The sequence below is a fragment of the Pedobacter psychrophilus genome, from assembly GCF_001652725.1.
GTDB classification, from domain to species: domain Bacteria; phylum Bacteroidota; class Bacteroidia; order Sphingobacteriales; family Sphingobacteriaceae; genus Pseudopedobacter; species Pseudopedobacter psychrophilus.
In genome coordinates, this window is record NZ_LWHJ01000031.1 from 51,880 (window position 1) to 65,773 (window position 13,894).

General features: G+C 30.3%; 12 protein-coding genes. 3 read left to right on the top strand and 9 right to left on the bottom strand.

The genetic code is table 11. From position 1 onward, the window contains the following. The first annotated feature begins 6 nt into the window (after window positions 1-6). Both A5893_RS15470 and A5893_RS15475 read left to right on the top strand, forming a co-directional pair. Window positions 7-738, top strand: coding sequence for a phosphatase PAP2 family protein (locus A5893_RS15470; RefSeq protein WP_068823499.1), 732 nt, complete (start codon window positions 7-9; stop codon window positions 736-738). 250 nt (window positions 739-988) lie between these two features. Then, window positions 989-1,441 carry a cold-shock protein gene (locus A5893_RS15475; protein ID WP_068823500.1) on the top strand — a complete coding sequence of 151 codons (453 nt, stop codon included), beginning with the start codon at window positions 989-991 and terminating at the stop codon, window positions 1,439-1,441. Window positions 1,442-1,565: 124 nt separating this feature from the next. On the opposite strand, the gene ligD is transcribed toward A5893_RS15475, so the two are convergent. The 6 genes from ligD to A5893_RS15505 form a co-directional block, all read right to left on the bottom strand. Next, window positions 1,566-4,040: a DNA ligase D gene (gene ligD, locus A5893_RS15480; RefSeq protein WP_068823501.1), complete on the bottom strand. Its 2,475-nt coding sequence runs from the start codon at window positions 4,038-4,040 to the stop codon at window positions 1,566-1,568. A 3-nt stretch (window positions 4,041-4,043) separates the two neighbouring features. Further along, complete coding sequence (gene ku / locus A5893_RS15485; RefSeq protein ID WP_068823502.1) at window positions 4,044-4,811, bottom strand: non-homologous end joining protein Ku; 768 nt, start codon at window positions 4,809-4,811, stop codon at window positions 4,044-4,046. Between the two features lie 114 nt (window positions 4,812-4,925). Then, the gene (locus A5893_RS15490) at window positions 4,926-5,558 is read right to left on the bottom strand and encodes a hypothetical protein (protein WP_068823503.1); all 633 of its coding nucleotides are present in this window, start codon (window positions 5,556-5,558) and stop codon (window positions 4,926-4,928) included. Between the two features lies 1 nt (window position 5,559). Then, window positions 5,560-6,825: an adenosylmethionine--8-amino-7-oxononanoate transaminase gene (bioA, locus tag A5893_RS15495; RefSeq protein WP_068823504.1), complete on the bottom strand. Its 1,266-nt coding sequence runs from the start codon at window positions 6,823-6,825 to the stop codon at window positions 5,560-5,562. A gap of 7 nt (window positions 6,826-6,832) precedes the next feature. Beyond that, window positions 6,833-7,282, bottom strand: a complete 450-nt coding sequence (locus A5893_RS15500; protein WP_068823505.1) for an NUDIX domain-containing protein — start codon at window positions 7,280-7,282, stop codon at window positions 6,833-6,835. A gap of 1 nt (window position 7,283) precedes the next feature. Continuing rightward, window positions 7,284-8,258, bottom strand: a complete 975-nt coding sequence (locus A5893_RS15505) for a cation diffusion facilitator family transporter (protein WP_082911466.1) — start codon at window positions 8,256-8,258, stop codon at window positions 7,284-7,286. Between the two features lie 147 nt (window positions 8,259-8,405). On the opposite strand from A5893_RS15505, the gene A5893_RS15510 reads away from it, so the two are divergent. After that, a complete protein-coding gene (locus tag A5893_RS15510; protein ID WP_068823507.1) occupies window positions 8,406-10,877 on the top strand; it encodes an ATP-binding protein in 2,472 nt (823 codons plus the stop codon). Here A5893_RS15510 and A5893_RS15515 read toward each other — a convergent pair. From A5893_RS15515 to bioB, 3 genes are all read right to left on the bottom strand, one after another. After that, window positions 10,862-12,190 (bottom strand): sigma-54-dependent transcriptional regulator, encoded by a 1,329-nt coding sequence (locus A5893_RS15515; RefSeq protein ID WP_068823508.1) that lies wholly within the window; start codon window positions 12,188-12,190, stop codon window positions 10,862-10,864. The two genes, A5893_RS15510 and A5893_RS15515, sit on opposite strands and share 16 nt — an antisense overlap. Window positions 12,191-12,281: 91 nt before the next feature. Continuing rightward, the gene (locus A5893_RS15520; RefSeq protein ID WP_068823509.1) at window positions 12,282-12,593 is read right to left on the bottom strand and encodes a hypothetical protein; all 312 of its coding nucleotides are present in this window, start codon (window positions 12,591-12,593) and stop codon (window positions 12,282-12,284) included. A 237-nt stretch (window positions 12,594-12,830) separates the two neighbouring features. Then, window positions 12,831-13,823 (bottom strand): biotin synthase BioB, encoded by a 993-nt coding sequence (gene bioB, locus A5893_RS15525; protein WP_068823510.1) that lies wholly within the window; start codon window positions 13,821-13,823, stop codon window positions 12,831-12,833. Window positions 13,824-13,894: the final 71 nt, after the last annotated feature.

Here is a 13,894-nt window from a genome sequence, read left to right on the forward strand (position 1 = left end):
AAAACGATGAGAAAAATCTTCATAAAATTCTTACCAAAACATATCAAAGATTATTACATAAATAATGTTGATGATAAAGGAATCAATTCAAAAATAAATTCGATTATTATTTTTGTAATACTGATGTTCTTGTTTTCAGTTGCATTCATTTTTTTAACCGATAAAATGAGTGACAATGAAATGGTAAGTATTGATGATTTTATTACCAATCATATCATATTTTATCGATCTGCTCATTTAAATATCATTATGAAATATATCACCTTTGTAGGTGATTTATTTGGATATCTTATACTCTGTATTATATTAGGATTATTCTTTTATTTCAAAAAAAACTGGAGGGTTTCTTTAGAAATTACTTTGGTTTTAGTTTTAGCATCAGGATTAAATGTGTTCTTAAAAAATGTGATTAGCAGGCCAAGACCACTTATTAATCGCATTGTATATGCTAATTTTTATAGTTTCCCTAGTGGCCATGCCATGAGTGCAATAGTATTTTATGGATTTATAAGTTACTTATGCTTAATCTTATTAAAGAAGCTATGGCAAAAAGTGATGATAGTATTATTTTGCGTGGTAATGATTTTTGCAATTGGAATTAGTAGAATTTATTTAGGTGTTCATTATCCATCAGACATATTAGCTGGCTATTTAGCAGGTACAGCTTGGTTAATGTTTTGTTTAGTAATTCTAAATGTCCTCACATTAAGAAAAACAAGGCTTAATAGTTACGAATAAAAGATATTGTTCTGTTATCTAGCTACTAATCATAAATATTAAATTGATATTTATTATATTTGTGAAAAATACTTTCAAATCAGATTTCTTTTAAGCGAAGCATAACGAATCTCGTTTTTCCAAACGCTATAATTAAAGTATCTTATCATAAAAGTTGTTAAATGCTTTAGTTTATATGAGCAATCTAAGGATGTTTTGACACCAGAAAGTATCATTGAATATAGGTATTAACAACAATTAAAAATAACGAATGGGCAGATCACAGGAAACCTTTAGTAAAAAGGAGAATGAAAAAAAACGATTGAAAAAAAGGCAGGAAAAGCAACAAAAAAAGGAAGAAAGAAAAGAAAATTCTTCTGATGGAAGTTTAGAGAATATGATGGCTTATGTAGATGAATATGGAAACATTACAGATACGCCACCAGATCCAACACGTAAGAAAAAAGAAATTGACGCTAGTTCTATAGAAATTGGAATTTCTAAACAAGAGGAAGAAGATTTAACAGTTGAGAAAAAAGGTAAAGTAGATTTCTTTAACGATGGTAAAGGTTTTGGTTTTATTAAGGAAAACGGAACTCAGGAAAAATACTTTGTCCATGTAAATGGTTTAGTTGATGAAATACGTGAAGGCGACAGCGTAACTTTTGAATTGGAAAAAGGTATGAAAGGCTTAAATGCAATTAAAGTTAAAAGAGTTAAATAGTTAATATATAACTGTTTAGACTACATTATATCATTTAAAATATCAAGCAAATTAGCTTGATATTTTTTATAATCAATTTGTCCTATAATCAATATTATGTTAAGTAGATATTTCTACTTCTCTGTTATTTTGATAATAGCTTAAGTCCTTTTACCAAATCAGATTTTTCGTTATTGATTCCCTCCCAAGGATTTTTACTATTCTTTATTAAATCTGGAACTGTTAAAATCGTAAAATCATTCATATCTAAATCTTCATTAACATCTTTCCAATCTAAAGGCATAGAAACGGTTGCTCCAGGTTTTGGTCTAACAGAATATGGCGCAGCTATAGTTTGACCTCTACGATTTTGTAAAAAATCAATATAAATTAATCCTTTTCTTTTTGAAGGACTTCTGTCGATACTTGTATTCTTTGGGCTTTGTTCATGAACTTTGTTGGCAATAAACTCCGCAAAGTTTTTGACAAAATCATAATCATATTTTTGAGCTATATAAACATAGATATGAATTCCTGAAGAACCAGATGTTTTCACAAAGCTTTTGATTTTAATTTCATCAAAAATGCTTTTTACTATTAGAGCAATTTCCACTACTTCACTAAATTTGTTCCCATCAGGATCTAAATCAATCACCATAAATTCTGGATTTTCTGGCTTTTTGAAGGTACTTAACCAAGGATTTATCTCTATGCATCCTAAATTAGCCATGTAAATAAGGGAAGCTTTATCATTGCATACCAGATAGTTAATCTCTTTATTATTACTATCAGAATGCATTTCTGCTGTTTTTGCCCATTTTGGTAAATTGTTTAAGGCAACATCTTTTTGAAAAAAGCTCGGCTTATCCATTCCATTTGGATGTCTATTTAAGCTTAGGGGTTTATCCTTTAAATAAGGCAACATTTCATCGCCTATCTCTTCATAATAATTAATTAAGTCTCCTTTAGTGTAACCTTCTTTTTTCCAAAAAACCTTATCCAAATTAGTAACCTTTACTTTTTTACCTTCTAGTTCAAGCTCCTTTTCATTTACTGACTCTTCTTCATTATCATCTTTCTCCATATCATCTAAATTTACTTCATCAGCATCTTTATCCTCTCTTAAACCTTTAAAAACCGGATGCCTTAAATGTCCGTCTTCTGTCCATTCCGTATAATTTACTTCACAAACTAATTCAGGCCTCACCCAAGTCACTGTTTTTTCCTGATTTACTTTTTCTGATAATGGTTTTTTAACTAAAATCCTTTGGTTTAAATCATCATAAAGCGATTTCAATGTATCGTCATTAAAGCCTGTACCACAATTGCCTATATATTTTAATTGACCTTTTTCATCTATCATTCCTAAAACCAAAGCTCCAAAATATTTTCTTGAACCAGTTGGTTTTGTATACCCGCAAATAATTGCTTCTTCACTATTAACAAATTTGAATTTTAACCAGGTATCGCTTCTTTTTCCAATATAATATTCGTCTTGTGCTTTTTTGCCTATAATGCCTTCCCATCCCTCCTTTTTTGCTTTGGTAAAAAGTTGTTTCCCCTCCCCTTCTATAAAATCCATTAAAATGATATGTTCAAACTTATATTGACTTATCAAGCTTTTTAATAATGCTTTACGCTTTAATAATGGTAATTCTGTAACATCATGATTATTAAGACTTAAAATATCAAAAACATAATATTTTAAGATTATATTTTTATCATCATTTTCATAATTTTGGAGCAATTGAAATTTCTGATTTCCGTCTTTATCCTCAGCTACTAATTCCCCATCTAAAACTGCATTTTCTTTTATCAATTTTAAATCAGATACAACTTGCTCATAATTAGAGGTATAGTCTTTTCCATTTCTTGTGATCAAATTGATGCTATCTCCAGTATTTGCTAAGATTCGATAACCATCTATTTTCCTTTCATAGATATAACTTTCATCGTCAAAAACCTGAGGAGCTAATTTTGCCAGCATTGGCTGATAATTAATTGATTGATGGTTTTCAACAACCGTAGGTTTAGATTTTTCCTCCTTTTTAGATTTAAAATCTTTTCCTTTTTTAATGATTTCTTTAGGAATAAGTTTTTCAATATCAAATTTATCGTTGACGGCATATTCGTCATTATGCTTTATCAGTAACCATGCGTTTTGTTCTGCACTTTTTATCTTAACTAATGCAAACTCTCCTTTTAAGATTCTACCTTTTAACTTAATCTTTAAACTTCCTGCTTTTAATTCTTTTAGCAATTCTTTTTCATCATCCTTTGTAGATTTGTTTAAGGACGTATAAGTTCCTTCATCAAACTGATGCACCGTTCCAGCTCCATAATTTCCTTTAGGGATTTCGCCTTCAAATGTTCTATAGGCATAAGGATGGTCTTCAACCATCATGGCAAGTCTTTTATCATTTGGATTTAGAGATGGACCTTTTGGAACGGCCCAACTTTTTAGTACTCCATCCATTTCTAACCTAAAGTCATAATGTAAATGAGAGGCATGATGTCTTTGTACTACAAAACGTAAACCTTTTTTAGATTTTTCTTTTACTGATTTTGGTTCTGATGTTTTTTCGAAATTTCTTTTTTTATCATAGGCAGATAAAGGCATAATTTAAGCTCCTTTCTTATTCAAACTTTCCATTAATTGCTCGTATAAATCATCACTTTTAGCTTTATTAGGTTTTAACTTTTTAATGGTTGGGCGTTTACCTTTGGCTTTAGCTTTAATAATTTTTAGCAACTCTGCTGTATAAGTGTCTTTATATTTACTAATATCGAAATCAGAAGTATATTGTTTAATCAGTGCTAAAGCAACATCTAACTCTTTTTTTGGAACAGTTAAATCATCAGGAGTATTAATTTCAGTAGTTTCTTTTATTTCTTGTGCAAATCGAATCCTGGAAATCACAATTACATCATCTTGGGGATGGATGATACATAGATTTTCTCTTTGTCGCAAAACAAATTGCCCAACACCAGCCATATTGGTTTTCTTTAAAGCCGTTAATAAAAGCTTATAAGCCTTTTGCCCCTGCTTACCCGCCTCCGCATAATAAGAGGTTTCAAACAACATTGGGTTTATTTCAGATGATTTTACAAAATTTTGGATATCAATTGTTTTAGTTTTCTCTGGACTCGCATCTTCAAAATCTCTTTCTTCTAAGATGACATAATCGTCTTTTAACTTATATCCTTTAACAATTTTTTCATAAGGAACTTCCTTTCTGGTTTTTTCGTTAATACGTTGATATTTAATATGTTCATGGTCTCTCCCATCTAACATATCTAAATCTAAACTGCTATGGTCTATAGCAGAATAAAGTTTTATTGGGATATTAACTAAGCCAAAGGCGATGGTTCCGTTCCAGATAGATCTCATTTGTAATTGATTTTAATAAATTGAAATCAATATTTATTCCAAAAAAAATAAGCTCCGAAGAGCTTAAGATATTCAATGTTATAAATTTGTATGAGGTAATTAAAAACCTGTAGGTTAATTCACTATTTGGGTTGCTTCACTAAACACTTCCTTTTCTAAACGATCAATCCAATCATTAAACAATTCAGTTTCAATTTTCACAGCATGATTAGCGTAAATCTCCCAGTTTGGCGAGAAAGTTTTAAGCTGATGTAGCATTTCTTCCAAATGACCTTCTTCTTCTAAGATGATCGATTTTACCATTACTTTGCTATTAGTTTCGGTTAAAATATCCTGATAAATGGGATATAATTCATCTGCTCTCACTTCAATGGCGTAAGTCACTAAAAGATAAGCAGCAAAACGAAGTTCTGGCCCGGTGATTTGAAGTTCTTTTTTTAAGTATTTACAAACCTGTACATCTAAATTATTTAGATAATATTTGCTGGCTCTTGGTGCTAATAAATATTGATTTTGATAATCAGAACAGTGATTTTCTGATATTTTAGAAATCTGTTTCTTTAAATAATAAGCATGACGATGTTCTTCGGCAGCATGTTTTAAAATAATAAGTGTTACCTTTTCTTTATCTTCTGATGCTGATATCTTTTTAGCACCAGCATTTTCCATAAAAGACAAAGTATTTAACCATTTAGAGTGCAATAAATCATCGCTAACTATTTGTGATAAAGTTTCTTTTAATTTCATCTTAAAATTTAATTAATGCTTCTCTTATTTGATTGTAAATGTAATCTAAATCATCGTTAGAAATACAATAAGGTGGCATAATGTATAAAATATTACCTAGAGGTCTCAATATAATTCCTTTGTCTAAAAAGAAATTATAAAGCGTATCTCTAATATTATTGAAATAAGAAGTGGCTTCAATATTCCATTCCATAGCTAAGATGGTTCCGCATTGGCGTACATTTTTAACCTTAGGATTAAGCTCAATTTCTTCTTTAAATTGATGATGCTTTTTTGAAATTCTTTTTAAACTTTCATGCGTTTCTGCCTGCATCAAAATATCAAAACTTGCGTTAGATGCAGCACAAGCAACTGGGTTAGCAGTAAAAGAATGTCCGTGGAATAAAGTTTTTAGTTTATCGTCTGATAAAAAAGCATCGTATATTTCTTGTGTACAAGAGGTTACACCTAAAGGCATTGTTCCACCTGTTAAACCTTTAGAAAAGCACATTAAATCGGCTTTTTGAGTTAAATGGTCTGATGCAAAAAGCTTTCCTGTACGTCCAAAACCAGTCATCACTTCATCTGCAATGGTTAAAACATTTTCTTTTTTACAATGCAAAATTAGTTCATCTAAATCTTCAGCTTCGTACATCAACATCCCTCCTGCTCCTTGTACTAAAGGCTCAAAGATAAAACATGCTAATTCAGATTTAAGATTTGAAATTTGGGATTTGAGAACTTCTAAATTGTTTTCATTTGGTAAATCTAAAAACTCAACATCAAATAATAAAGAGTCAAAAGCTGCAGTAAAGGCACTTCTAGCACTTACTGCCATTGCTCCAAAAGTATCGCCGTGGTAAGAATTTTTAAAAGCTAATATTTTTGTGCGATGTTGGTTTTGATTGCTCCAAAATTGCAAACACATTTTTATAGCTACTTCAACCGCTGTTGAACCGTTATCGGAATAAAATATTTTAGCCTGATTTTTTGGGATAATACTCAAAAGGTTTTCAGCCAATTTTACTGCTTGTGGATGAGTAAATCCTGCAAAAATAACATGTTCTAGAACTTGTAACTGTTCAAATACTTTTTCTGCAATATATGGATGACTATGTCCGTGAATATTAACCCACCAAGAAGAGACGGCGTCAATCAGTTTTTTTCCATCCTCTGTATAAAGGTAAACTCCTTCTCCTTTAACGATAGGAATTGGCTTAGCTGCCGTTTTCATTTGTGTGTATGGATGCCAAATAGCTTCCAAATCTCTGCTCACTAAATCGCTCATTTTCTTTTTAATTCTGTTTCAATAATTTAACAACTTTCTTATCAACAGGGAAAGTAACATTCTGTTTCTTTAAACTAACTAGAGGAACAAACCTAAAACATTGTTTGCTGACTTCAGATTGTCCATCAAAATCATACTCACACTTAGAAATTTTGAAGTTTATTTCTTCTAAAGGCTTAACCAAATAATAGATAGAAATTAGTTGCCCACCATTTCCAAATGCTGATTTTACAAAATAATCTGTAGTATAAAAATGTGATAAAACTTCAATTTTGAGATTACATTCTTCTATAAATTCTCTTTTTAAGCCATCAATCAAGCCTTCGCCATATTCTAAACCCCCGCCAGGAAATTTAATAAATCTTATCCCTCGCTCCTCTTCATCACTTAACAAAATTTCATTTTGTTCGTTAATCAGTAACCCATAAACTCTTATATTAAAATGTTTGTTTTCCATTTTACTCAAAATGTTTATTGTTTTTGGTTACATTTTCTAAAGTCCATTCGATTTCTTTACGCTTGGGTTCTTGTCTCACGGGGCAGTCTGGTTTATTACAATAATGGCAGCATTGAGGTATACACGGATCGGCATGGATAAAAAACTCAGTTTCTGAATTTACGTTTTCATTTATAATTCTATCTATCTCTGAAATTTCTTGATGTACTTTATTTAAATCATAATAACAAGGCAAGGTAACATGGCAATCGATATGTAATTGAGAACCATATCTTTGAGTACGTAAATTATGAATGTCAATCCAATCGTTTTTTCTATTAATGTTTAGATAAGAGATAATTTTTTGGATTATTTTCACATCAGATTCATCCATTAAGCCACCAATAGATTTTCTGGTTAAACGATAGCCATTGTAAATAATAAAAAAAGCGATTGCAATAGATAATGCGCTATCCAACCAGCCAATTTTAGTAAAATAAATTAAAACCAATCCTACAACTAAACCAAAACTGCTGAAAGCATCAGTTATTAAATGATGACCATCTGCCTGCAAAGTAATTGAATTTAATTTCTCGCTTTTTTTGACCATGTACCATCCATAAGCTCCATTAATAACTCCTGTAAATGCTATAAGATAAGAACCTTGCAAAATATCCTTAACAGCTTGAGGATAAAATAAATTATAACAGGATTTAAAAATAATGATAATACCTGCTAAGATGATCAAACTACCTTCAACAAAGGCAGAAAAGAACTCTATTTTACCATGACCATAAGGATGGTTTTGGTCTTTGGGTAGTGCTGCTAAATAAATACTATAAAAAGCGAAAGCGCTTGCAATTACATTCACTATACTCTCTGCTGCATCTGTTAAAATAGCATTGGATTGAGTTATGAAATAGGCGCCAAATTTTATCAACATCAATAATATGCTGATAATTAGCGAAGTAAGTATGATCTTGATTTTTGGTTGCAAAAGAGTTTATTTTTAACAAACTTATAGAAATTAATGCAATGGCTTAAGAAAATATAGATAAATAAAATCCAGGTTTTAGTTCTTATTTAACAGTTGGTATAAAATTTATAAGCAATAAGAAGAAAATTATAGGGTTTATAAGAGTTGATGTTCAAGAATAACCAACAAGTTTTTTTCAGGATTATTAAAGGCAAAATTATTATTGCTTTTACTTTGGCATTTCTATCGTTAGCAGCCGCATGGGGAGTTAGTAAATTCGTTTTTGAAAAAATGCTTAATAAGGTAGAACAAATTTCTTTACCTAACGATAAGCTAAGGATTGTAAATGATCTATTTAATAAAATATCTCGTTTAGACCAACAACAAAGGGAATTAGCCATTAATGATACCGGGAATTATAGAGATTTCTTTAAAACTACCAGAAAGTTAAAATCAGGCCTAGATACACTCGGAGCATTATACCAATTAGATTCCATACAATTAATCAGAATTAAATCAATAAAAAAATTATTATCAGAAAGAGACCAGCAGTTTTTAAAATACTTAAAGGTGAGGGAATCTTTAGTAAATACAAAATCCTTTTCTGATGAAGTAAATAAACTCAACAATTTGGTTAATACCAAAGCCTGGAAAGCGGATAGCACCATTTATACTACTGAAACTAAAACTTCTACCACCACTCTTTCTCCTAATGATAATAAAAAAGGGTTTTTAAATAGACTTTTCTCAAAAAAGAAAGATGAAGGCTTTAAAGTAGTTAGTGAAGAACTTAAAATTAAAAAAGATACTTTAAACACTTTTATAGAGGATAATATATTATCTGATATGGAAAGTTCACTCAAATCTATTGAGATTGGGCAGCGGGTAAAAAGTAAAAAATTTATACAACAAGAATCGTCTTTATCAGATGCAACCAATAAACTGACATCTAAAATGTTGATTATTTTAGAAGAGGTTAAAAATGAGGTTTTAGTTCAAATGAACTATAATGGTTTGGAAGCTAAAAAGGTTGTTAATGATGGCATTATACAAATTACAGCAATTTTAATAGCTTTTTTAATTATCACAATTCTACTATTATATTTCATTTTATCTGATATCACTAAGAGCAATAAATACAGAAAAGCCCTTGAGGTGGCGAAAGAAGAAGCGGAATATTATGGCAAGGAAAAGCAGAGATTTCTTGCTAACATGAGCCATGAAATAAGGACACCTTTGCAATCTATAATTGGTTATACTGAACAAATTGCTTTACAAAAAATTCCAAACAAAAATAATATCAATGCCATACAATCTTCCTCAAATCATTTATTACATATTGTTAATGAAATTTTAGATTATAGCAGAATTATTTCTGCTGAATTTAATATAAGAAATGAAGTTTTTAATATAGATGCCTATATCAAAGAAGTGATTGAAGTTCTAAAACCACTTGCGGAAAGTAAATCAATAATTATAAATTCTGAAATCAATTGTCCAGCTAATTATCAAGTTATTGGTGATGGTTTCAGATTAAAACAAATTCTATTTAATCTAATTGGAAACGCTATAAAATTCAGTGAGCATAGTAATATTGAATTATTAGTAAATTTTAAAGAAGATAAAAAAAATATTCATTTTAATTTTATTATAAAAGATTATGGTATAGGTATTTCAGAAGATAACCTAAATAAAATATTTAATGAATTTGAACAAATTGAAAATCATAATCAAACCAATTTAAATCATAATGGAACTGGTTTAGGATTATCCATTGTAAAAAAATTGGTAGAGATTCAAAATGGAAGGATTAATGTGAAAAGTAAAATAAATGAAGGCAGCACCTTTTATGTTTATCTTCAATATCAACAGACGTCACAACAAATTATAAATAAGAAAATTAATAATTCCCCAAATTTTAATAAAAAATTTACTGTTTGGATTGTTGATGATGATCAATTGATTCTAGATTTAATTGGACTGATTTTTACTGACCATAACCTCAATTATAAATGTTTTAATAGGCCAGAAGATATTCTAAATCAAGATATTGATGATGGTCTTAAATATATATTAATTGATATGCGTATGCCTAAGTATTCTGGAATAGAAATTTGTCAGATGCTTAAAAACAAGTTACCTCATCATATAAAATACTATGCTATTACCGCACAAGTTTTACCTAACGAACGTGATTCAATTTTAAATAGTGGTTTTGATGGAATTATAATGAAGCCATTTAAAAGTGCCGATTTATTACAGATTTTTCAAAATCATCAAGCTAAAGAAAATATCGAAATCAATTTAGATCAGCTTAAAAAAATGACTTTTGGTGATCAAAACCAATTAGAGAAAATATTGAAAAGCTTTATTTCTAATTGTAAAGAGGATATAACTCTATTAAAAAATGCTGTAATTAATTCTGATAAAGACGAGGTAAGATTAATTGTTCATCGTTTAGCCGGCCGTATCTCACAAATGGGAGCAAAAAAAGTTGCTGTAGAATTTAGAAAAATGGAGATAGAAATTGAGGGCTCAGATGGTATTTCAAAGCAAATTAAATCAAAAATCAATGAATTATTAACCCAATTAGAAACATTGATTACTGTTTTAGAAGCTAACAATTATTCAATACCGTAACGCTCCAACTTAGCATAAAGCGTCTTTCTATCAATATTTAACATTTTAGCAGTCTTTGATTTATTAAATTTAGTTTTGGATAAAGCCTCAATTATTAAATTTTTCTCATTTATTTCATTGTTTGCCTTTAAATCAGACCCGAAATTTTTAGCTGGTTCGTTTACGGCTAATATCATTTCTTCTGGCAATGCATCAATATTTGCAACCTCTCCTTCCGTTAATAAAACCATTCTTTTAATTACATTGTTTAGCTCACGTAAATTTCCGGGCCAGTCATAATTTAATAAAAGTTTCTTTGCGTATTTATCTACTTCTTTTACATTTCTATCCAATTCTTTATTGGCCAAATTAATAAAATGCTCGATAAATAATTTAAGGTCGTCGCCCCTATCTCGTAATGCTGGTAATTGTATTTTAAATTGATTTAAACGATGATATAAATCTTCTCTGAATTCTCCTTGTTTTATAATTTGAACTAAATCATCATTTGTGGCAGTGATAATTCTTACGTCAACGGCTATTTGTTTTGTACTTCCTATAGGCTGAACCACTCTTTCCTGTAAAGCCCTTAACAACTTAACCTGAACTTCATAACTTAAATTGCCAACCTCGTCTAAAAATAATGTTCCTCCATGTGCTGTCTCAAACTGACCTTTTTTATCATTCAAAGCTCCTGTAAAAGATCCTTTAACATGTCCAAAAAGTTCGCTAGCTGCTAAATCTTTAGATAATGCGCCACAATCAATAGAAATAAAAGGTTTTTCGCTCCTTTTGCTTTCGTTATGCAAAGTTCTTGCTACATATTCTTTTCCAGTTCCACTTTCTCCTTGTATTATTACAGACATATCTGTTGGTGCAACCAAAGAAATGTGTTGGTATAATTTATTTGCAACTATGCTATTTCCTTTGATGAAATCGCTTTCATTAATTTTATTGCCATCAATTTTACCTTCTTCTTTAGATAATGCTTTTTTTATAGTAAGAAGTAGCTCATCTGGATTTACTGGTTTAATAATATAATCAAAAGCTCCTAACTGAATAGATTTTACAGCGGTACGTACATCATTAAAACTTGTCATCATAATGATGGGAATTATTATACTTTGCTCCCTAACTGCTTTTAGAATCTCTAAGCCAGTACCATCTGGTAACCGATAATCCACTAAAATTAAATCAAACTTTTTTTCTGCTAGGATCTTCAAAGCAGGTTTTATTTTAGCACAAGAAATAACATCATGGTCATATCTTACCAAAAAACCTGTTAAAAGTTCTGAAAAAGAAATATCATCCTCAATAATTAAGGTTTTAATCATATTGTAAAAATAAAAAAAAGCCTCCAAATTTTGGAGGCTTTAATACATTATCAACGAATGTTTAAGGTTAACCAACGTTAAATGTCATAATTTATTCTGCAGGTGTTCCATCTGCATTGATTTTTACCGAACCTTTTTCTTCTTCTTTCTTAACATTTACTTGATAGTAGGATTTTCCACTTTCTTCTACAATTAAAAAAGCTTCTGTAGGTGTCCAAGCTTTATAAGCATCTGATGCTAGAGTAGCTTTTACTGGTTCTGGTAATTCTTCTAATTTTACAGGAGTAGTTTTTGTACTATCTATATTGGCTACAATTGTAGTTGATTGTTTTAAATTTCCTGCTTGTACTGTTGTTAATCCTGCAAACGCTAAAAATGCAGCTGATAAAATGAACTTTTTCATAATTGATTAAATTTATATTTTAATTATTTATGAAAACTAATGCTTCAACATTATGCCACGCCATACCAGACTAAATAATCAATTAATAATCAATTATTTATAATAATAGGTTTATTTGAGGTTTGTGGAATAAGTCTACAAGTTGATGATTAATTCATCCAAAGGATAAGAATATGAATTCTAAAAGTTTAAATCTTTTAGGTTTTAAGCTCTTTAATTTTCTAATGATTAATTTAACTATACAACAACCTCTACCTTAACTTGTGGTCTGCCATTTTTAAAAGCTTTTCTTGGCGTTAAACCTAAAAGCTCAAACATTAGCATATCGTCTTTAAATTCTGGGTTTGGTGTTGTCAATAGTTTGTCTCCGGCAAAAATAGAGTTAGCACCAGCCATAAAACAAAAAGCTTGCTCTAAAGTACTCATCTCATTTCTTCCCGCAGAAAGTCTAACAACAGTCTTTGGCATCACAATTCTAACAGTTGCAATCATCCTAACCATATCCCAAATGGCAACTCTAGGCTGTTCTGCTAAAGGTGTTCCTTTTACAGGAACCAAAGCATTTACCGGAACAGATTCTGGATGTTGAGGCATATTAGCTAAAACTCTGATCATGGCAACTCTATCATTTACAGTTTCGCCTAAACCAATAATGCCACCACTGCAAACAGTAAGCTTAGCTTTACGAACATTTTCTATCGTTTTTAAACGATCATCATAAGTACGGGTAGAAATAATACGTTTATAATCTTCTTCAGAGGTATCTAAATTATGATTATAGGCATATAAACCTGCATCGGCTAATCTTTGGGCTTGGTCTGCATTTAACATCCCTAACGTACAGCAAACTTCCATATCCATGCTGTTTACCGCTTTAACCATATCAATAACTTTATCAAAATCACGGTTATCACGTACTTCACGCCAGGCAGCTCCCATACATAACCGGGATGCCCCACCATCTTTTGCTTTTTGTGCTACTTCAATTACCTCTTCAACCTTCATCATTGCCTGTACTTCTAAATCCGTTTGGTAACGAGCCGCTTGAGGGCAATAAGCGCAATCTTCTGGACAACCACCTGTTTTTATTGAGATTAAAGAACTGATTTGAACTTCAGAATAATCTTCATTTTCACGATGTATTGATGCCGCTTGAAAAACTAAATCTAAAAAAGGTTGATTGTATATGTCTAAAATTTCTTCTTTTGTCCAGTTGTGTTTTGTTTGCATTTGTTTTGTATTAAAGTCAGAAGACCGTATTTGACTTAGTATTAAAATATTAATTAATTTTTTGGGCGTTT